Here is a 20,769-nt window from a genome sequence, read left to right on the forward strand (position 1 = left end):
AACCATCCGGGCGGAGACTGTAGCTATCCGCTTCGGAAGGATTTGCCATGCCCACGCACCTGAACCAAGCAGTGGCCGACTCGGCGCTGCTCATGAAATCGCTCCCGCTTGGCCTCCTTCGCACCGTCCTCCAGTCCGACGCTGAGAACGGCATCACGCCGCAGTTGTTCGCGGAACTGCGGGCATTGGCCCGCGTCCCCGGATTGCTGGTGGCCTGCAACTACGGTGGGACGCTGTGCTCTGCGGAGGGAGTGTCAACAGAAACGTTGCCGCTTGATAGCGCAGCTGTGGCACTCCGGGCGCTCGCCGCCTTGCCTAACACGCACACGGCCATCATCTCCGGGCGGTCCTTGCGGGATCTTGCAGCGGTCTCCCGTCTTCCGGCCGAGGTCCATCTGGTGGGTTCCCACGGGGTGGAGTTCGACATGGGTTATGCCTACACCTTGTCCCTGGCCACAGAACAGTTGCTCCAACAGGTGGCCACGGCGCTGACCGAGGCAGTTGGTTTTGAAAAGGGCATCAGCATTGTCCGCAAGCCCGTGGGTTTGGCTGTGCATACCCGGCCGGCCACGCCCGAGGTAGTGGACCGGGTGATCTTCCTTTCCCAGAAGATCGCCATTGAGTTTGGGTTGTACTTCATCATTGACGGCTCCGTCCTGGACCTCACCGTGGAGGAACCGGCCAAGGGACAGGCGCTGGAGCAACTGCGAGCACGGCTCGGGGTGAGCGCTGCGCTGTACGCAGGTGACGCCGAGAGCGACGAAAAAGCAATCGCCACCCTGCGCGGACCGGACCTCGGCCTTCATGTAGGTCCGGGGAATACGACGGCGGCGCACACCATCGCGGACCCGGAGGCCTTTGCGCGCGTGCTGGCTTTGTTGTTCGAACTTCGGCGGGCATGGCTGTTCGGTGAAGACGCGGTGGGGCTGGAACGGCATTCCATGATCGGCAACGGGAGCTCCACGGCATTGCTCACCCCGGATGCGAAAGTCTGCTGGATGAGTCACCCCTTGCCGGATTCGGGATCCATTTTTGCCCACATTCTTGGCGGTGAACCCGCCGGTCATTTCAGCATAGAGCCGGTAAAACCATCGCAGGTGCTGGCGCAGCGGTATGTGGATAACACCATGATCGTTGAGACCCGCTGGGCTGACGTCACTGTGACCGACTACCTCGAACCTGCTCCGGAAGGTATCACCAGCCTGGTGCGGGTACTCTCCGGTACAGGCACGGCCCGCGTGGTCTTCGCACCCAGGCCGGACTACGCCAACGCGCCCTTCAGCATGGAGATCCGGGGCGACGACGTCCACATCATGGGAACATCCGACCCCATCATTCTCTCTGCGCCGGGGGTTTCGTTCCGGATCACCAGCGACGGCAAATACGCTACGGCCACCGGGGAAGTTCCCCTCAATCATGGTCCTGTGGTGTTGAACCTTCGCTGCGGTGACACCGAGCCTCCACCCGCAGACCCGGCCGGTGAACCAAACCGGCGCACCGCCGTCGGGCAGTCCTCCCGTGATTGGATCAAGGCCCTGCAGCTGCCCACCATCAAAACCTCGTTGGTGCGCCGCTCGGCTTTGGTGCTGAAGTCCCTGGTTCATGAGCCCACCGGTGCTGTTCTCGCCGCGCCCACCACCTCACTGCCCGAGGGCATCGGCGGGACCAGAAACTGGGATTACCGCTACTGCTGGTTGCGTGACGGGTCCATGACAGTGAACGCGCTGGTGTCGTTGGGCTCCACCCAGGAGGCCGACGGGTTCCTGTCCTGGCTGGATCGCATCCTTCAGAATGCACCGGGGCCTGAGTGGCTGCATCCCCTCTATTCGGTGACGGGGGCGCCTCTCTCCACGGAGGCAATCGTGGAAAGTCTGCCAGGTTATGCAGGCTCGCGGCCGGTGCGCATTGGCAACGCGGCCGACCACCAGGTGCAACTGGATGTCTTCGGACCCATTGCCGGGTTGATCCACGATCTTGCCGAGCGTCGCGGTTTCCTGCCGGATGAACACTGGTTCCTCATGGAGCAGATGGCCCATGCAGTGCTGGCCCGATGGCATGAGCCCGACCATGGAATTTGGGAAGCACGCCGGCCTCCGAGGCACCACGTGTACACCAAAGTGATGTGCTGGGTCACGCTGGACAGGGCGCTCCGGGCTGCGGCTTTGCATGGGCGCACGCCTCATTCGGATTGGGCACCCACTGCCTCAACCATTCGCGAGGAAGTCCTCCGCGAGGGCTGGGATTCGTCCGCTGCTTCCTACACGGTGGCCTACGACAGCCCTGATCTGGATGCTGCCGTCCTCCACATCGGGATCTCAGGCCTGCTGGATGTTCAGGATCAGCGCTTCCTGGATACCGTCACTGCCGTTGAACGTGAGTTGCGGGTGGGACCCACCGTCTTCCGTTACAGGTACGACGACGGCCTGCCGGGCTTGGAGGGCGGCTTCCACATCTGCACCACCTGGTTGATCGAGGCGTATCTTGCCGTTGGCCGCCTGGATGATGCCTTGGAGCTGTTCAACCAGTTGGTGGCACTGTTCGGGCCCACGGGCTTGTTGCCGGAGGAATACGATCCCGGGACGGAAACACACCTGGGCAACCATCCTCAGGCGTACTCGCATTTGGGCTTCATCCGCTGCGCTCAGCTCCTGGACTATTACCTGGCCAGCGCCGACGTGGAGTAACCCAACTGACGTCCAATAACCCAACTGAGGGACAGTAACTGTTCCAATGAGTGCTCACTGGAGCAGGTGCTGTCCCCTACTTGGGTACGGCAGCGCTAGGCGAGCAGCAGCGCCACCGCGATCATGGCCGGCACCGCCACGATGGTGGTGATGAGCACGGTGTCCTTGGCTACGGTGATTCCTGCTTGGTATCGGTTGGCTGCCACGAATACGTTCTGCGCAGTGGGCAGCGCCGAGGTGACCACCACGGCAAACAGGGCATGCCCGTCCATGCCCAACGCGAAGCGGGCGAACAGGTACGCGATCAAGGGGTGGATGATCAGTTTGAAGCCGCTGGCCAGCAAGGTATCCAAGCGCCGTCCTGCGGATTTTTGCAGGGGCTTGGAACCGTTAAGGCTCATTCCGAAGGACATCAGCATGGCCGGAATCGCCGCGCCGCCAATGAGATGGATGGGCTCCAGAATCAGTGCGGGGACTTGGAAGCCAGTGCCCGCCACCAGCAGCCCCAGCGCTGAGCCCACAATCATGGGGTTCTTCACGATCATCAGCAAAAAACGCAGGGGAGTGGTGCGGTGCGAGCTGGTACTCGCGTCGAGGGCCATGAGGTACATCGGGGTGAAGAACGCCAACTGGAAGATCAGCAGCGGCGCCACATAGCTGGCGTCACCCAGCACGAAGACGGCAATGGGGATGCCAAGGTTGGCTGAGTTGGCCAGGGACGCACTCATGGATGACATGAGCGATTCCGGCAGGCTGCGCTTGAGCCAAAACTTCACGATCAGGAAGAACAACAGGCCCGTCACCACGGCACCCACGGCGGTGACCAGGAGGGGAGCGGCAAAAACGTCATGCAGTTTGGCTTTGCTGAGGGTCTCGAACAAGAGCGCAGGGCTGGCAACGAAGAACGTCAGCGAACTCAGCACTGACCGGGCGTTCTCACCCAGGATGTTCCGCCGCCCAACAAACATGCCCACCAGGATGATGGCCCACACCACGAAGAACCCGGAAAGGACGCCGATCATGGCGTTGCGCGGGAGCAGATTCGTGGGGTCACGAATGACAGCTTAACCACAAATGAGACCTGAGTAAGCGTTTTCTCGCGAGAGTTCCGTCATACGGACGGTTTGCCTACGCCGGGTAGGAGACTCGTATTCGATGCGTTGTGGCGCGGGCTGCGAAAATTTTATGGGCCGCTGCGACACACTTAGGTAGGTGGCGGACAAGTACAGGGTATGAGCCATCTTTCGAGAGCCCCGGACCAGGCAGAAGCCTTTGGACACTATACGAATCTGCGTATTCGGACTTACTGAAGTTTGTTCAGCGCCGTATAGAGGCCGCGAATGCTGAGGACGTGGTGGCCGAGGCGTTTCTCATTGTTTGGCGTCGATTTTCGGAAGTGCCGACGCGCGAAGATGATGCACGAGCATGGGTCTTTGGCATCGCACGAAATCTCTTGCTGAATGCCAGTCGCGGAGAACAACGACGACAGGCCCTCGGCGTCCGCTTAGCCGAGACGACGGTATCCCATCGCCCTTCCCACGCTGATATGGTCAGCAGCCGGGTTGATCTGGGCAGGGCCTGGGCGCTTCTCACCGAAGTCCACCAAGAGACCCTGGGGCTAGCGATCTTTGAGAACCTCTCGGCGCCACAAGCAGCACAGGTCGTGGGAATTTCTCCCGTGGCTTTTCGGCTCCGCCTGGCCCGAGCGAGACGGTCCCTGCGACTACTGCTCCACCACTTTCCCCACAACGAGTCTGCCGTGCCAACGACATTTCCGGAAAAGGCCTCGACACCATGAAAAAAAACCAGAAACTTGATGCGCTTCTACGGTCCATGGACGCAGCTGAGCAGTCTCCCGCTCCCAACTTGCAGAGGTCTCGGAACGACCTGGAGCAAATTCTCAGGTCACCTCAAACTTCCATGCCAAGCGGACGCTTGAAACTTGAAAGTGCCACGCCACGCCCCAGACGTCGACGGCGGGCGCTCGCCTTGGGTACCATGGCGCTGGCAGCCACTGCCGGGTTCCTCGTGGTGCCGGCACTCTCAGGAGGAGACCCCGCCTTCGCGACCTGGACCGCCACGCCTGGAGAGTTGATCGGTACCGAGCGTGACAATGCCGTTTCCGACTGCCTCCGCTCGAGTCAAGGAGCAGGTAATGGTATGTACTTACATGACCTGGCCGAAGCAGAGGTAGCCATCGCTGAGAAGCGCGGCGCCTGGACAACTGTTGTCCTCACCGGCGGCCACGGTTTTGAAGCAACATGCACCACGGACACCACCGCCCCGTGGTTCAAGAAGGGGTCCATCGGTTCAGTTGGAAACCCCGGAAAAGGGAAGGAACCATCGGCCAGGGAAGTCAGAGCCACGCAACTCGGAACGGGTGTAATTTCAGACAACCCGCTATCAATGGCATCCGGTCAAGTTGGTCCCGAAGTTGCCGCCATCACCTACATCAGGGCTACCGGCGAACGAATCAAGGCCACCGTATCCAAAGGTCAATTCGCCTTGTGGTTCCCCGGCCCTGAACTGACAAACTCCTCCGACCATGCCGTTCCCGTCGAAGTCACCTACAACGACAACACCACCGAAACCCGGCATCTCAGCCTCTAACATGGCGGCGAGGTTTCTCTGGCAGCAGCACTTGAGCGGTGGGACTTCGATTCACCTTGGACACGCACGCTGCGGGACCGGTTTAAGGGCGCGAATTAGCGAGGGAGAAGATCGGCGACAGCGTTGGCGAACGCCTGCGGTGCCTCTTGAGGCACGTTGTGGCCAATGCCCGGTAGCTTGCGGATTTCGAAAGGACCGGCGAAATGATGCCGATCCCGCTCGGAATCGTCCGGCCCGAACCCGTCGGCCAGAGCGTCCAGCGAAATGGTTGGTACAAGGATGGGTGGCGATTTCGCAAGAAATGCTTCGAGCTCATTGAATCGATCGTCACCAGCCGTGGCACCATGGCGATGGCGGTAGGAATGTACAGCAACGTCAACGAAATCGGGGTTGTGCAGGCTGGGACTGCTGTAAGTGAACGCGTCGCCGCTCTCTGCCCATTCCGGTGACCACAACTGCCAGAGCAGGCGGCACAGCTCGTCGCGGTTTGCCTGGAGGCCGGCGCGTCCGCGTTCGGTGTGGAAGTACCACTGGTACCAGTCCCGATACTCATCCATCGGGGCTGCAGGCTCCACCGACGAGGCGATGTCCTGGATTGCGTAGCCCACAACTGTCACCAGTCCAGCTATTCCTTGAGGCCGCACGGCTGCGGCAATGCAGGCCGCCCGGCCGCCCCAGTCATACCCGGCGACCACTGGACGCTGCAATTCGAGGGCATCGATGAGATCGAGCAGATCTTGCCCCACGGCCGCTTGCTGGCCGGAACGAAGCGTCGTGGCCTTACGGAATCGAGTTCCACCGTAGCCGCGTAGGTACGGAGTTATGGACCGGATCCCCCGCTCTGCCAGTAAGTGGGCAACGGATTCAAAACTGAGCACGTCGTAAGGGAAGCCGTGGAGGAGTACCGCAACTGCTCCGTCCGCCGGGCCGTTGTCGAAATATGCGACCTCAAGGTCCTCGGTCATCGCGCTGCGCAGTTCGCCCATGGTCATATCCAAGTGAATCATCACAAGCAGGAGGATTGTGGGCGGTTCCGTTCGTGGCTTCGAGCGCTGATATCAATCGCCCCACTTGAATCACTGCGGCCCTGATTCGGTCAGGGTCGCTGATGGTGAGGAATTGAAGCATGAGGCCGTCAAGGGCGGCAAAAATGGCGAGGGAGGCTTCGTTGCGCGTGTCCAGCCCCCGCCGCGCCAAGGCCTCTTCCACGGTGCTGACGTAGTTGGCGTAGAGGCGCTCCACCATCTCCCGGATCCGGGGGTTTCGCCTGGACTCGAGGATCATCTCGAATTGGAATAACTGCAATTCGGGTTCGGCAGAAACGGTAGCGATCAGTGTGTCGGCGAAGTTTCCGTCGAAGTCAGCGATCCCGGACAGCCCGGTTTCCTCGATGGACCGTTGGACGGACCATTCCATGGTGGCGGCCAGGAGTCCCTCCATGGAGCCGAAATGGTGGGTGACCAGTGCATGGTTGACGCCGGCGCGTGTGGCAACAGATCTGTAGGTTGCTCCCCGCAGGCCCTTCTCCGCCACTACATCCAACACGGCAGCCAGCAGGGCATCCCGACCATCTCCGTAGGGCAGTTTCCGTGCTTCCTGGCTCATACAGCGAGTCTAACGGTCAAGAAATCCGGGGAGCGGACCCATTGACACCTCAAACTATACAAACGTATAGTTTGGAGTGTGGCCCGGATCACCCGCCACCAAGAGCAGCTTCAGCCTCACCGCCCCCGACACTCGTCCCCCGGGCGGCAGGGCCCCCTATCCCTCCGCAGTGGCGATGATGCCAGTGCATTTTGGAAAGAACAGCCTCATGAACGATTCACATCAGACCTCGGCCCCGGTTGGTGGCAAAGGTGCCGGTCCCACAATGGCCGGTGCCAAGGATTCCAGGCCCTCAGCCAACGCCGTCCGGCTCAGGGCGAACAAGCTTGGCGTTGTTGCCATTGCCTTCTTCGCCATCGCAGCGGCCGCCCCCATGGCCGCAGTGGTGGGAGCCAGCCCCGTCATCTTCTCCGCGAGTGGCCCCGGAACTCCGGTGATCTACGTGATAGCAGCCCTATTGGTGGCCCTGTTCTCGGTGGGATACCTAAGAATGAGCCAGCACATCACTAATGCGGGCGGATTTGTTGCCTACATCGCCAAGGGTTTGGGCAACAAGTGGGCCACCGGTGGCGCAGGAATCGCCATCCTGACCTATCTCAGCCTGCAGATCGGATTGTGGTCCCAGTTCGGTGTCTTTGCTCAGCAACTCGTGGAAAGCCTCACCGGCATTGGCCTGCCGGTCTATTTTTGGATCGTCGTAGTCATGGGACTCATTACCTTCCTGACCATGAAGGGCGTGGACGCCAGCTTGAAGGTGCTGGGAGTGCTCATCCTCGGCGAAACCCTGGTGGTGGCAGCGCTTGTGGTCTCCCTCATCATGCAGAAGGGGTTGGGAATCTTCACGTTCGCCGGGTTCACGGGGGAGAACATTTTTGGTCCCGGCCTGGGGATCTCACTGTTGTTCGCCTTTGCCTGCTTTACAAGCTTTGAGGCCACGGTGGTCTTTGCCGAAGAAGCCAGGAATCCGCGGCGTACCATCCCGCGGGCGGCCTACCTTGTCATTGCCTTCATCGGCGTTTTCTACATGTTGTCCACGTGGGCTATCAGCGGAGCCGTGGGGATCGATGGGATTCAAGCTCTAGCCAGCGAGAATCCGTCCGGGATGATCTTCGACCTCGCCGAGTCCAGCGGCGGGGCGTGGCTGAGCCTCGCCATGCAGGTACTGGTTGTCACAAGCTTCATCGCGATGCTCCTGGGTCTGTCCAACATGTTCTCCCGCTACCTTTTTGCTCTCGGCAGGGCAGGGGCACTCCCTGCCCAGTTGTCTTCCGTTTCCGCAACAGGGGCACCTGCCTTTGCCGGCTTGGTCAATTCCCTGGTTGTCCTGGCAGTGATCAGCGCCTTCCTCCTGGCCGGCGCAGACCCGATCGCCACAGTCTTCGCGTGGTTTGTAGCCCTGGGAACAGCGGGCTTCATCTCCATCCTGTTGCTGACCTCCGCTGCGGTCCTGGTGTACTTCGCCAGGTCCGGGATCCGGGACAACCTCTGGGTCACCGTGATCGCACCCGCACTTTCCCTCCTGGCGTTTGTAGTGGTGGGCTACCTGACTTTGGACAACTATGACGTCCTGCTTGGCGGTGCCGGCGGGGTAGCCCGTTGGCTCCTCCTCGGGATCCCGCTGATCTTTGTGGCAGGCCTGATTCGGGGAAAGCAGAAACCCGCCATTAACTACGCCGCAGAAATTGTCTGAACCATGTAGTCCAAACACTGAAATCGTCCAAGTACTGAAAACCGTCCAAGCCAACAAAGGACCACATCATGACCACCACTGAACTGCAGGACTACGTCCCCGAGGAAGAATGGCCGCCCGTTTCCACCATGCTGGACGGCTTCGGAGATCAAACCTTGCCAGCATCTCCAGCGCTGGCTGCCACAACTATTTCCCTTCAGGCAGCCGATGGAACACCCATCGAGTACAGCTTCCTCACTCCCTCTGCGCTCACCTGGGCCGAGGGCGCTGCCGGCGGGACCGCTGCTTACAAGGCCATTGAAGCCCGTCCTGGAATCTTCATCATCGATTTTGTTCGTGGACAAGACGACGGCAAAGGCGCCGACGCCGAGAATGTCACCATCATCCTGGACCAAACCACCGGTGCCCTCACCACCGCCGTCTCCCGGTTTGCCACCTTGGACGGCAAGGTCCGGGGGACAACCGACTTCACGCACTCCAACGCCAGCGGCCGGGCTGCTGTGCACCAGCGGTCCGCGGACCTCGTTGGCAAGCGCATCTTCTACCGTTACAGCGACGTCGAGTCCTACGAGCACATTTACCTGAACCAAGGAACTTTCACGTGGCACTGCGTCCGGGGAGGGGAAGCGGGGCTCGCTGATACAGACCGCTGCATGACATGGACCGTGGCGGAGGACCTGTACATCTTCTTCTGGACCGAACAGGTGATGACCGTTGAAGCAGTGCTGCTGATCGACCTCCGCGAGCAGCGCTCCATCGGCCGGATGTTTGGTTGGGACAATCCTGCCGCGGAACCCGTCACTTTGCCGTTCAACTCCAGGCTCAGTGTCTTGAACACCACGAGCTACCCCACTGACACCCACAAGCACTGACACCCAAAAACACTGAGTGGAGGCCCACCTCCGCAATCCACACCAGAGGAGCAATCCCATGTCCCAGGTCTTCCATGCCCACCTTGACCACGCAGCGTTTGAACCGTTTGCGCTCGGCACCGTTCAATGGCTTCGCCGCCCCGGAGACAACGGAAACGAGACGCTCAGCGGCGGCATCTGGAAAGTCACGCCCGAGGAAGCGCCTGAACCGTTCGACCTGCCGATTGACCAGGATGAAACCATTTACATCATCTCCGGCAGGCTCCGCATTGAGGTCAAAGGCGGGAGCACCCTTGAGCTGAGGGAAGGTTCCATGGCTTCACTGTCCAAGGGGGCAATGACCCGCTGGAGTGTCCTGGAACCCACCATCGAATTCTTCGTCTACAGCTGAGGAACGGACAAGTGGAAACCTCCGACGTCGTCGTTATCGGCGCTGGCTTTGCCGGGCTCACCGCAGCAAGGGAACTGTCCCGCAGCGGACACTCCACCATCTTGCTCGAGGCGAAGGACCGCATCGCGGGCCGAACCCACCTCGCAGAGCACCTGGGCCGGGACCTGGAACTCGGTGGCACCTGGGTGCACTGGACCCAGCCGTACGTCTGGGCGGAGATGGGGCGCTACGGGATCAAGGCGTTGCCGGGGCCGGAGTTCACCAAGGCCTTCTGGACCGTTGCAGGACAGAGGCATGAAGGCAGTGCCGAAAGTTTGCTGGAATTGCTTGACGGCCCGAATCGCATGCTCCTGGCTGCGGCCCGGCACTACTTTCCCCTTCCGTGGTCACCTCTGAATAACCCGGCAGTGGCCGACATTGACGAGCTCACACTTTCGGATGCTATTGACCAGTTGAACCTCCCGGAAGATCAGCGTCAGCTCATGAGATCTTTCTGGACCCTGAATTTCAACGGCAGGCTGGGCCAGGCGGCCTACACCCAGGCGTTGCGCTGGTGCGCAGTGGCCAGTGGTGACTGGCAGCTGATGTTCGAGGCCTGCGCCAGCTTCAAGATCGACGGCGGCACCCGCCGCTTCGCCGAGGCGATCCTTGCGGACTCAACGGCAGAGCTGCGGCTGAATCAGCCAGTGGCTGCCATTGAGCAAGATGACGGGGGAGTGCTCGTGACAACAAAAACGGGCAAACAGTACAAGGCCCGCCAGGTCATTCTTGCGCTTCCTCTCAGCGTGCTCAACGACATCGACATTCAACCCGAATTGTCGCCGGGCAAAAGGGAGGCGGCAGGCAGGGGACAGGCGGGCCGCGGCGCAAAGTTGTGGATCAAAGTGGAAGGCCGGCAGGAAAGGTTCGTCGCGTTCGGACCCGAGACAGCGGCCCTGAACTTCGTCCAAGCCGAGTACATCGATCAGGACACCACCACCCTTGTGTGCTTCGGTCCCGATGCCGGGGCCGTGGATGTAGCCGACGTTGCCGCTGCACAAGGGCATCTTGATGCCATAGTCCCCGGTTTGAAGGTGCTTGAGGTCGCCGGACATGACTGGGTGGCGGATGAATATGCTCGGTCCACGTGGCCCATGCACTACACGGGGTACCTCACCCGGTACCTGGCCGAACTCCAGCAGCCGGAGGGAAGAATTCGCCTGGCAGGATCTGACATCGCCAACGGATGGGGAGGGTTCATTGACGGGGCCATCGAGAGCGGCCTCGATGCTGCCCGCGAAACAGCATCCGCACTCCGAAACGACGCGGGTGCGCGCCTCCAGGCTCCCGTCCTGTCCTGAAACAGTCCGAAAACGCGTTCGACGTCGGCACTCACCTAAGTGCCGACGTCGAACGTTCGTTGTGGAGCCGGAGCTGAAGCGTTAGCTGAGGTGTGCTGCGTTGTTCAGCGCGTGCGGAGGGCGCATGAGCCCTGGAGTGTGGCCCTCGGCGGGGTCGTTGCCGAGCTGCAGGATCTTGTTGTCCTTGCCCACGTGGACAACGCGGGGCTCGTACGTGCGGGCCTCTTCCGTGGTCATCTCCGCGTAGGTGATGAGGATGACGGTGTCTCCAACGTGGACCATGTGGGCCGCCGCGCCGTTGATCCCGATCACGCCCGAACCGCGCTCGCCGGCAATGGTGTACGTCTCCAGCCGGGCGCCGTTGGTGACGTCCACAATGGAGACGAGCTCGCCGGGAAGGATGTCGGCCGCGTCCAGGAGGTCCAGGTCTACAGTGACCGAGCCGACGTAGTGGAGGTCGGCGTGGGTCACCGTTGCGCGGTGGATCTTGGACTTGAACATTGTGCGGATCATAATGCGATCAGTTTAGCGCGGCACCCTCATCCGGCGCTGTGACGTACCAGACGTTCGCGTTGTTAGCGCCGATGACCGTGTGGCTTCCCGACCTTGATTGACGGCAGGATGGCCGCAAAGCAACCGCTGCAGGTTGTTTCGCGGCCATCCCTTTGCCAAAGAGGGTCAGGAAGGTACGCCGCTGACCTCATGGGCCGGCTCGTAGCGCTCCAACCTGGTTCCTGCCATGACGAGTTCACGCAGCTCGGCCAGCCCGCCGGCCACTATCCCCGCCGCGCGGGCCTGCACCAGGACATTGCCTTGCGCAGTCGCTTCCACAGGTCCGGCGATCACGGCCTTGCCGGTGGCGTAGGCCGTGAGCTGGCAGAGGAGCCGGTTTTGCGAACCGCCGCCCACAATGTGCACCACGCTGGTACTGCCGCCAGTCAGCCGCTCAGCATCGGCCAGCGTCCGGGCATACCCGGCAGCGAGGCTGTCCATGATGCAACGCACGACGGCGGCAGGCCGGTCCGGGAGCACCGCACCGGTGTTGCGCACGGCGGCGCGGATACGGTCCGGCATGTTGTCAGGGGCTGTGAAAGCAGGATCGTCCGCGTTGATCTGTGGACCTCCGGCAGGAAGCGCAGCGGCTGAGTCCAGCAACGCTGGCAGCGACTGGGTGAATCCCTGGGCGGCCCACGCACGCTGGCATTCGCTCAACAACCACAAGCCACCGACGTTGCGCAGGTACCGGATGGTGCCGTCCACTCCCCGCTCATTGGTGAAGTTGGCCTTGCGGCTGGCTTCGCTCAGCACCGGAGCGTTCAATTCCACGCCCACCAAGGACCAGGTCCCTGAGGAGATGTACGCAAAATCGTCCTGAGCAGCGGGAACTGCTGCCACGGCTGAAGCAGTGTCGTGTGAACCCACAGCCACCACAGTGGTGTCCGCGGGCAGGCCCGTCTGTTCCACAATGCCAGGCAGCAGTGTGCCCACGGTCTCACCGGGCTGAATGAGCGGCGGGAAGATGTCCCTGGGGAGCCCCAGTGCATCCAGAAAGTCCGTGGCCCACTGGCCCGCCACGGCGTCGAAGAGCCCGGTGGTGGAGGCATTGGTGGCCTCGGTGCGGCGAACACCGGTGAGTAGGAACGCGATCAGATCCGGGATGAGGAGAGCCTGCACCCCGCCCAGGTTCGGTTCCGCCGCCAGCTGGTAAATCGTGTTGAACTGCAGGTACTGCAGGCCCGTGGCAGCGTAGAGCTTCTCGGGAGAAACAACCGCATGGACCCGCTCCACGGTGGCCCGGCTGCGCTCGTCCCGGTAGCTGAACGGCACCGAGGTGAGTTCACCGGCGTCGTTCACCAATCCGTAGTCCACGGCCCAGGTGTCGATGCCAATGCTCATGATCCGCTCGCCGTTTTTACGCGCCGCGGAGGCGGCAGCCGCCAAGCCCTTGAGTACCTCAGCGAACAGTGCCTTGAAATCCCAGTGGAGGCCGCCGTCGAGCTCTATGACGCCGTTGGGGAAGCGGTGGATGGTCTCGAGGGACACGCCTGTGGAGGGAGAGACGCGGCCCAGCATGACGCGGCCGGAGGACGCGCCGATGTCGATTGCGGCAAACACTGTGTTGTGAGCGGACACCGCCCCGGCGTGTGCCGGGGCGGTGCCCGCTGTGGTTCCGTAATTCACTGTCGGTCCTAGCGGAGGAAAGCTGCCGCGACGCCGGCGTCCACGGGGATGTGGAGACCGGTGGTGTGCGAGAGCTCGTTGCTGGTGAGCACGGCGGCGGCGTTGGCCACATGTTCCGGGAGGACTTCGCGCTTGAGGAGTGTGCGCTGGGCGTAGTACTTGCCCAGTTCCTGCTCGTCCACGCCGTACACCGCTGCGCGCTTCGCGCCCCAGCCGCCGGCGAAGATGCCGGAGCCGCGGACCACGCCGTCGGGGTTGATGCCGTTGACACGGACCCCGTGCTCGCCCAATTCGGCGGCGAGCAGGCGGACCTGGTGTGCCTGGTCTGCCTTGGTGGCCGAGTATGCGATGTTGTTCGGTCCGGCGAACACGGAGTTCTTGGAGGAGATGTAAATGATGTCACCGCCCATGCCCTGATCGATCATCACCTTGGCAGCGGCCTTGGACACCAGGAACGAGCCCTTGGCCATGACGTTGTGCTGCAGGTCCCAGTCCTTTTCAGTGGTTTCCAGCAACGGCTTGGAGATGGACAGGCCGGCATTGTTGACCACCAGGTCCAGTCCGCCGAACGCCAGCACGGCCTCTTGGATTGCGGCTGCGATCTGGACTTCGTCGGTCACGTCGGCCTGCACGCCGATGGCGACGTCGGAACCGCCCAGTTCCTCGGCTACCTTTTGCGCATTCTCAAGGTTCAGGTCGGCAATCACCACGCAGGCGCCGTCGGATGCCAAACGGGTGGCGATCGCCTTGCCGATGCCCGACGCCGCACCGGTCACCAGCGCGATGCGGGTGGCGTGGGACTTGGGCTTGGGCATGCGGGCGAGCTTGGCTTCTTCCAATGCCCAGTACTCGATGCGGAATTTCTCGGATTCCTCGATCGGGGCGTAGGTGGAAATGGCCTCGGCGCCGCGCATCACATTGATGGCGTTGAGGTAGAACTCGCCGGCCACGCGGGCGGTCTGCTTGTCCTTGCCGAAGGAGAACATGCCCACACCCGGGACCAGCACGATTGCCGGGTCCGCGCCGCGCAAGGCGGGTGAATCGGCGTCGGCGTGCCGGTCGTAGTACGCCTGGTAGTCCTCGCGGTAGGCGGCGTGCAGTTCCTTCAGGCGTTCCACCGATTCCTCGATCGTGGCGTCAGCCGGGAGGTCCAGGACCAGCGGCTTGACCTTGGTGCGCAGGAAGTGGTCCGGGCAGGAAGTGCCCAGTGCGCCGAGGCGCGGGTGCTCTTCGGCGGCAAGGAATTCAAGCACGCCGGCGTCATCACTGAAGTGCCCCAGCTGCGGCTTGTCCGTGGAAGCCAGGCCGCGGATCACGGGAGCGAGGGCGGCTGCCTTGGCTTTGCGCTCAGCCTCAGGGAGTGCGCCGTAGCCGGGGAGTTTGGCACCGAAAGGCTCGGACTTGCCGTTTTCCTTGATGTAATTCTCGGCTTGGTCAATGATCCAGAGCGAGTTGGCCTCGGCTTCTTCGCTGGTGGCACCCCAAGCGGTGATGCCGTGGCCACCCAGGATGGTGCCGATGGCCTGCGGGTTGGCTTCTTTGATTGCAGCAATGTCCAAGCCCAGCTGGAAGCCGGGACGACGCCACGGAACCCAGACCACTTTGTCCCCGAACACCTTGGAGGTCAGTGCTTCGCCGTCAACCGCCGTCGCAATGGCGATGCCGGAGTCCGGGTGCAGGTGGTCAACGTGGGCAGCGTCAACGAGGCCGTGCATGGCGGTATCGATCGACGGCGCGGCGCCGCCCTTGCCGTGGAGGCAGTAATCGAACGCGGCCACCATTTCGTCTTCACGCTCGACGCCGGGGTAAACGGACTTCAGTGCCTGCAGCCGGTCCAGCCGGAGAACAGCAAGGTTCTCAGCTTTCAGCGTGCCGAGGTCGCCGCCGGAGCCCTTTACCCAGAGGAGTTCAACGTCCTGGCCCGTTACAGGGTCCTTTTCGATGCCTTTGGCGGAGGTGTTGCCGCCGGCGAAGTTGGTGTTCCGCTTGTCCGCGCCGAGGCGGTTGGAACGGGAAATCAGTTGCCGAACGGCCTCATTGGCTGTGTTTGTCATTTCTAAGCGCCCCATCCGGCTTGCTGGCCGCCTGCGCGGTCCTCGTTGATCTTCTTCTGGTATCCGCTGGCCTTGTAGGCGGCCATCGGATCGGCGGGCAGGCCGCGGGATTCGCGCCACTCGGCCAGGACCGGGCGGACGTCAGTGTAGAAGGCATCGTTGAAGATGCCGTTGGCGGCCAGGACATCGCCGGCACGCTGGGCTTCGGACAGTGCTGCCGTGTCTACGAGGAGCGCGCGGGCCGTCATTTCCTGGACGTTAAGCACCGAGCGGATCTGGCCCGGGATCTTCTCTTCGAGGTTGTGGCACTGGTCCAGCATCAGCGCGACGCCTGAGTCCTTGCCGAAACCGCCGCCTCGGATGACCTCGTGCATGATGCGGAACAGCTGGAACGGATCAGCCGCGCCAACAATCAGGTCATCATCGGCGTAGAAGCGGGAGTTGAAGTCAAAGGAGCCGAGCTTGCCCAGGCGCAGGAGCTGCATGACGATGAACTCGATGTTGGTACCCGGCGCGTGGTGGCCGGTGTCCAGGCAGACGAACGCCTTCTCACCCAGGGCCAGGGTCTGCGCGTAGGAGGTACCCCAGTCCGGAACATCGGTGTGATAGAAAGCCGGCTCGAAGAACTTGTACTCCAGGACTAGCCGCTGCTCGTCACCGAGGCCTGCGTAGATCTCCTGCAGGGACTCCGCGAGGCGGTCCTGGCGGCCGCGGATATCGTCCTGGCCAGGGTAGTTGGTGCCGTCAGCCAGCCAGATCTTCAGGTCCTTGGAACCCGTGGCGTGCATGATCTCAACGCACTCCAGGTGATGATCGATGGCCCGGCGGCGCACGGACTCGCTGGACGAGGTGAGGGAGCCGAACTTGTACTCGTCATCCTGGAAAGTATTGGAGTTGATGGTGCCCAGGCCAACGCCAAGCCCTGCGGCGTACTCGCGCAGTGCTGCGTAGTCGTCCACTTTGTCCCACGGAATGTGCAGTGCCACGGTGGGAGCCAAACCGGTGAGCTCGTGGACCTTGGCGGCGTCGGCGATCTTTTCCTGGACGGTGCGCGGAGTGCCCGGAGTGCCGAAGACCTTGAACCGGGTCCCGGAGTTTCCGTAGGCCCAGGACGGCACTTCAATGGCCAGTTCTCCCAGACGGCTCAGGGCCGATTCTGTGGTGTTCATGCTTGTTCCTTTTGCTTGGCTGGGTCTATATCTATGTGTGTGGCGGCGGCTGCACCTGTGACGATTTCGGCAGCAGCAAGTTGGTCTTCGAGGTTGAAAACTTCCTCGACGACTTCGAAGCCTTGGTCCGGAGGGAGGTCACTGTTGGCGAACAAGGTTGCCATCTCAGCCTGCCAGCGGGCATTGACGTCCGTGAGTGCCATGCGGGCCTGGGCTGCCTCGTAGTCTTCGCATTCCAAATAGCCGATGAGTTGACCATCCGGAGCGAGGAACAGGGAGTAGTTGTTCCACCCGGCGTTCTTCAGTGCGGACAGCATCTCCGGCCATACCGCGGCGTGGCGCCGCTTGTACTCGTTCATCAGTTCCGGCTGGACTGAAGAGCGGAAACAAACCCTCATGTGCGGTTCTCCAGGGTCACTCGTCTTTGAATCGTTTCATTTGTTACGATTCAAATTACCCTCGTGAACGGGAGGGTGTCAAGGCGTTTCCAAACACAATGACGTCAGCCAGCGGAGATCGGAAAGCATGTCCCAGACAGCCAGCATCAAAGACGTTGCCATCCACGCCCAGGTAGCAGTGGGAACCGTTTCCAATGTGCTGAATTACCCGGACCGGGTTTCGCAGAGGACCAAGGAACGCGTCCTGAAATCCATCGCTGAACTTGGCTTCGTCCGCAACGATGCCGCCCGTCAACTGCGAGCAGGCCAGAGCCGGACCATCGGCCTGATTGTGCTGGACGTTGGAAACCCCTTCTTCTCCTCGGTAGCCCGTGCCGCAGAGGACGCTGCCACGGCGCTGGGATCCGTGGTGCTGGTGGGGGACAGTGGGCAGGATGCCTCGCGCGAAGCCCATTACATGGACCTCTTCCAGGAACAGCGCGTCCAAGGGCTGCTGATCTCTCCCGTGGGTGACGTGGGGGAGCGGATCGATACTTTGCGCGAACGCGGTGTGCCCACCGTTCTGGTGGACGAACTTGCGGACACCGATCGCTGCAGCTCCGTCTCCGTGGATGACCAGGAAGGGGGGTATCTGGCCGCCAAGCACCTCCTGGACCTGGGCCGCCGTCGTCTGGCTTTTGTTGGTACGCCCTCCATCCGCCAGGTGGCCAGCCGACTCAAGGGCGCGCAGCGGGCTGCGTCCGAGGTGTCAGGAGCCAGTGTTGAAGTGCTGGACTCCGCCGGTCAGACCGTATTGGCAGGACGGCAGGTAGGCAACAGCCTGGTGGAGCGCGCCCCGGAGCTTCGGCCCGAAGCAGTATTCTGCTCCAACGATCTCTTGGCGCTGGGTGTCATGCAGTCGCTGACCATGCTCCGGACCGTGAAGATTCCGGAGGACATCGCGCTGATCGGCTACGACGACATCGACTTCGCCGTCTCCGCAGTGGTCCCCTTGTCTTCCATCCGCCAGCCCACCGAGGCTCTGGGGCGGACGGCCATCGAGTTGCTTGCCGAGGAACAGGAGAGCGGCGGAACCAAGCACCGGTCCGTGGTGTTCACCCCCGAACTCGTGGTGCGCCAAAGCACTGCGGGCTCTGACAGTTAGCCCCCGCGCACCCAAGTAGGGGACAGCACTTGCTCTACTGAGTGCTCAGTGGAGCGTTTGCTGTCCCCCAGTTGGGTGACTACAGCGGTTGGGTGACTACAGGGCGTAGATGCTCCAGGACGCAGTGTGCTGGGCGCCCGGTTCCAGCCGGATCAAGTCCGTGCCGCTGTTGAAGGCATCCGGCGGGCAGGTCATGGGCTCCACAGCCAGGCCGATCCGGCCGGGAATGGGTGCCGGTTTGTCAGCAGTATGGATCTGCAGCCATGGGCAGCTTTCGTCCCAGGACATCCCGACGCCGGAGCTTCCGACGGCGGTGCCCGCCGGGTCGCGTAACGACAACCGCGCCAGACCGCCGTCGAACCCTATTCCTGTGAAGGCGTGATCGATCTCGGTGCTGCCGATGGCGCGCGGCGAACGGAAGTCGAAGTCGTGGCCGTCCAGAGGCCTCAAGCCGACGGGCAGCAGCCGATCCGGCGTGACCTCCAGGAAAGAGTCTGCGGAAAACTCCAGGACCCACTCGTTCAGTGGCGAGGGTCCGGCCACGAGATACGGGTGCGGGCACACGCCATACGGAGCGGCCACCTCGGCGGCGTTCCGGGCAGTCACGGAGGTATGCAGGCCGGCCTGATCCAGCGTGAACCGGGCCGTAAGCTCCAACACGAACGGGTATCCCGCCGTGGGCCCCACCGTACACGTCAAGGTCAGGGACCCGGCGTCGGACTCTTTCAAGGCCCAATCAAGCGGGAAGGCAAGGCCGTGCAGGGCGGTTCCCCGCTCCGGTTCGTTGAGGGGCACGCGATGCTCGACGCCATCGAAACTGTACGTGCCATCAGCGATCCTGTTGGGCCACGGCGCAGCGATGATGCCGCGGTAATCCGGGATGGGACCGCCCTCCGGAAACGGGACAACGAGGTCCCTGCCCTCAAACTGCAGGACGCGCAGCGCGGCTGCCCGGGCGGTCACAACGGCTGTGTAACCGCCCGCACTCAGCGTGAATTCGGTGCTCACAGGCCGCCGGCCAGTTTGTAGTACGCGGCGTTCCAGTTGAGTTCCTTCTTGAACTGTTTGATGGTGGTGCCTTCGTCGATGGTGAGGAGTTCCGTCTTGGCGATTTCGGCGAAATCCTCGAACACTTCAAGGCCCACCTGCGTGGACAATACCGTGTGGTGTGCGGCGCCGGCGGTGAGCCATGCGGCGGCGGAAGTGGCGAAGTTGGGCTTCGGCTCCCAGAGCGCGCGGGCCACGGGAAGGTTGGGGAGCGGCTGGTCGAGATCGACGACGTCCACCACGTTGGCTACCAGGCGGAAACGATCACGCATATCGGATAGCGCCACCACGATTCCCGGGCCTGCGTCGGTGTCGAACACCATGCGGACGGGGTCTTCCTTGCCACCAATGCCCAGCGGGTGGATCTCTACGCGGGGCTTTTTGGCGGTCAGTGATGGGCAGACCTCCAGCATGTGTGCGCCGAGGATTTTCTCGCTGCCCGGTTCCAGGTGGTACGTGTAGTCCTCCATCAGCGAGGCGCCACCGGGCAGGTCCCCGCCCATCACCTTGGCGGCGCGAACCAGGATGGCGGTCTTCCAGTCACCCTCGGCACCGAAGCCATAACCATCAGCCATGAGACGTTGGACGGCCATGCCCGGCAGTTGACGCAGAGCGCCCAAGTCCTCAAAGGACGTGGTGAAGGCTGCGGAACCGTTGGCTTCAAGGAAGCTGCGAAGACCCAGCTCGATCTTGGCGCTGTACCGCAGCGACTCGTGGCGGGCGCCGTCGGCCTTCAGCTCGTCAGCCACCTCGTAAAGGCGCTCATATTCGGCTACCAGGGCATCGACGTCGGACTCTGCCGAGGCATGAACAGCGTCGGCGAGTTCGTTGACGGACCAGGTGTTCACCGAGACGCCGAAACGAAGCTCTGCTTCGGTCTTGTCACCTTCCGTGACGGCAACGTTGCGCATGTTGTCGCCGAAACGGGTCAATTTCAGCGTGCGGATGGCGGCCCAACCAGCCGAGGCACGCTGCCACGCGCCCACCTGGCGGGCCACCTCGGGATTGGAAACATGCCCGACGACGGTCTTCCGCGGCACGCCGAGGCGCGACTGGATGTACCCGAACTCCCGGTCTCCGTGGGCTGCCTGATTGAGGTTCATGAAATCGAAATCGATGTCAGCCCACGGCAGGTCCCTGTTGGCCTGGGTGTGCAGGTGAAGCAGGGGCTTACGCAGCGCGTCAAGGCCCTGGATCCACATCTTGGCGGGGCTGAACGTGTGCATCCAGGCGGTGACGCCAATTACCGAATCGTCAGAGTTTGCTTCCAACGCGGTGCGGCGGATCGCGTCTGAATCGGTGAGGACCGGCTTCCACACAAGCTTCACCGGGACGTCGCTGCTGGCGTTGAGGACGTTGGCAATCTCCTGCGACTGCGCTGCCACCTGCTTGAGGACGTCCTCCCCGTAGAGGTGCTGGCTGCCGGTGAGGAACCAGACCTCGTACTGCCCCAGGGAAGTGTTGTTGGCGGAAGTGCTGTTGGCGCTGGGCATTTTGGTGGCTCCTGAGGTGCTTTGAGTTTCGAGTGGCTTCTGGTGGGCCGCGGTAGCGGCGAGGTTGTCCGGCGTAACGGCCGGGCTGTCC

18 protein-coding genes are annotated in these 20,769 nt (G+C 62.3%); 8 read left to right on the plus strand and 10 right to left on the minus strand.

Annotated elements, in window-relative coordinates:
* Positions 1-47: 47 nt before the first annotated feature.
* Positions 48-2,684, plus strand: coding sequence for a trehalase-like domain-containing protein (locus BACI9J_RS01735; RefSeq protein WP_159732826.1), 2,637 nt, complete (start codon positions 48-50; stop codon positions 2,682-2,684).
* Positions 2,685-2,779: 95 nt separating this feature from the next.
* On the opposite strand, the gene BACI9J_RS01740 is transcribed toward BACI9J_RS01735, so the two are convergent.
* Positions 2,780-3,706 (minus strand): AEC family transporter, encoded by a 927-nt coding sequence (locus BACI9J_RS01740; RefSeq protein ID WP_159732828.1) that lies wholly within the window; start codon positions 3,704-3,706, stop codon positions 2,780-2,782.
* A gap of 140 nt (positions 3,707-3,846) precedes the next feature.
* Here BACI9J_RS01740 and BACI9J_RS01745 point away from each other — a divergent pair, with 140 nt between their 5' ends.
* Together BACI9J_RS01745 and BACI9J_RS24215 are read left to right on the plus strand one after the other, a co-directional pair.
* Positions 3,847-4,482 (plus strand): RNA polymerase sigma factor, encoded by a 636-nt coding sequence (locus BACI9J_RS01745; protein ID WP_236558299.1) that lies wholly within the window; start codon positions 3,847-3,849, stop codon positions 4,480-4,482.
* A 362-nt stretch (positions 4,483-4,844) separates the two neighbouring features.
* Positions 4,845-5,294, plus strand: a complete 450-nt coding sequence (locus tag BACI9J_RS24215; protein ID WP_236558300.1) for a hypothetical protein — start codon at positions 4,845-4,847, stop codon at positions 5,292-5,294.
* 95 nt (positions 5,295-5,389) lie between these two features.
* Here BACI9J_RS24215 and BACI9J_RS01755 read toward each other — a convergent pair whose 3' ends face one another.
* Positions 5,390-6,301 carry an alpha/beta fold hydrolase gene (locus BACI9J_RS01755; protein ID WP_236558301.1) on the minus strand — a complete coding sequence of 304 codons (912 nt, stop codon included), beginning with the start codon at positions 6,299-6,301 and terminating at the stop codon, positions 5,390-5,392.
* Positions 6,243-6,899 (minus strand): TetR/AcrR family transcriptional regulator, encoded by a 657-nt coding sequence (locus BACI9J_RS01760; RefSeq protein ID WP_159732832.1) that lies wholly within the window; start codon positions 6,897-6,899, stop codon positions 6,243-6,245. The genes BACI9J_RS01755 and BACI9J_RS01760 overlap by 59 nt, the downstream gene beginning before the upstream one ends.
* A 208-nt stretch (positions 6,900-7,107) precedes the next feature.
* Between BACI9J_RS01760 and BACI9J_RS01765 the strand changes: the two genes are divergently transcribed.
* The 4 genes from BACI9J_RS01765 (at position 7,108) to BACI9J_RS01780 (ending at position 11,192) form a co-directional block, all read left to right on the plus strand.
* Positions 7,108-8,589 carry an APC family permease gene (locus tag BACI9J_RS01765; protein ID WP_236558302.1) on the plus strand — a complete coding sequence of 494 codons (1,482 nt, stop codon included), beginning with the start codon at positions 7,108-7,110 and terminating at the stop codon, positions 8,587-8,589.
* A gap of 68 nt (positions 8,590-8,657) precedes the next feature.
* Positions 8,658-9,461, plus strand: a complete 804-nt coding sequence (locus BACI9J_RS24590) for a MoaF C-terminal domain-containing protein (protein ID WP_159732834.1) — start codon at positions 8,658-8,660, stop codon at positions 9,459-9,461.
* 58 nt (positions 9,462-9,519) lie between these two features.
* Positions 9,520-9,852 carry a cupin domain-containing protein gene (locus BACI9J_RS01775; RefSeq protein ID WP_159732836.1) on the plus strand — a complete coding sequence of 111 codons (333 nt, stop codon included), beginning with the start codon at positions 9,520-9,522 and terminating at the stop codon, positions 9,850-9,852.
* An 11-nt stretch (positions 9,853-9,863) separates the two neighbouring features.
* Positions 9,864-11,192 carry a flavin monoamine oxidase family protein gene (locus BACI9J_RS01780; RefSeq protein ID WP_159732838.1) on the plus strand — a complete coding sequence of 443 codons (1,329 nt, stop codon included), beginning with the start codon at positions 9,864-9,866 and terminating at the stop codon, positions 11,190-11,192.
* Positions 11,193-11,273: 81 nt separating this feature from the next.
* Here the strand turns inward: BACI9J_RS01780 and panD are convergent, their stop codons facing one another.
* The 5 genes from panD to BACI9J_RS01805 form a co-directional block, all read right to left on the minus strand.
* Positions 11,274-11,705 carry an aspartate 1-decarboxylase gene (gene panD, locus BACI9J_RS01785; protein ID WP_201296478.1) on the minus strand — a complete coding sequence of 144 codons (432 nt, stop codon included), beginning with the start codon at positions 11,703-11,705 and terminating at the stop codon, positions 11,274-11,276.
* Positions 11,706-11,870: 165 nt separating this feature from the next.
* Positions 11,871-13,373: a rhamnulokinase gene (locus BACI9J_RS01790; protein WP_159732842.1), complete on the minus strand. Its 1,503-nt coding sequence runs from the start codon at positions 13,371-13,373 to the stop codon at positions 11,871-11,873.
* Positions 13,374-13,381: 8 nt separating this feature from the next.
* Entirely contained in the window at positions 13,382-15,442 is a 2,061-nt protein-coding gene (locus BACI9J_RS01795) for a bifunctional aldolase/short-chain dehydrogenase (RefSeq protein ID WP_442858626.1), read from the minus strand.
* Positions 15,430-16,596 carry an L-rhamnose isomerase gene (gene rhaI, locus BACI9J_RS01800; RefSeq protein ID WP_159732846.1) on the minus strand — a complete coding sequence of 389 codons (1,167 nt, stop codon included), beginning with the start codon at positions 16,594-16,596 and terminating at the stop codon, positions 15,430-15,432. The genes BACI9J_RS01795 and rhaI overlap by 13 nt, the downstream gene beginning before the upstream one ends.
* On the minus strand, positions 16,593-16,994 hold the full coding sequence (locus tag BACI9J_RS01805) for an L-rhamnose mutarotase (RefSeq protein ID WP_159732848.1): 402 nt from the start codon (positions 16,992-16,994) through the stop codon (positions 16,593-16,595). Before BACI9J_RS01805 ends, rhaI begins: the two co-directional genes overlap by 4 nt.
* Positions 16,995-17,121: 127 nt before the next feature.
* Between BACI9J_RS01805 and BACI9J_RS01810 the strand changes: the two genes are divergently transcribed.
* The gene (locus tag BACI9J_RS01810; RefSeq protein WP_159732850.1) at positions 17,122-18,138 is read left to right on the plus strand and encodes a LacI family DNA-binding transcriptional regulator; all 1,017 of its coding nucleotides are present in this window, start codon (positions 17,122-17,124) and stop codon (positions 18,136-18,138) included.
* A 96-nt stretch (positions 18,139-18,234) separates the two neighbouring features.
* On the opposite strand, the gene BACI9J_RS01815 is transcribed toward BACI9J_RS01810, so the two are convergent.
* Together BACI9J_RS01815 and araA are read right to left on the minus strand one after the other, a co-directional pair.
* On the minus strand, positions 18,235-19,146 hold the full coding sequence (locus tag BACI9J_RS01815; protein ID WP_159732852.1) for an aldose 1-epimerase family protein: 912 nt from the start codon (positions 19,144-19,146) through the stop codon (positions 18,235-18,237).
* On the minus strand, positions 19,143-20,678 hold the full coding sequence (araA, locus tag BACI9J_RS01820; protein ID WP_159732854.1) for an L-arabinose isomerase: 1,536 nt from the start codon (positions 20,676-20,678) through the stop codon (positions 19,143-19,145). The genes BACI9J_RS01815 and araA overlap by 4 nt, the downstream gene beginning before the upstream one ends.
* Positions 20,679-20,769 lie beyond the last annotated feature (91 nt).

It is taken from the genome of Arthrobacter sp. 9V (genome assembly GCF_902506065.1).
Lineage (GTDB): Bacteria > Actinomycetota > Actinomycetes > Actinomycetales > Micrococcaceae > Arthrobacter.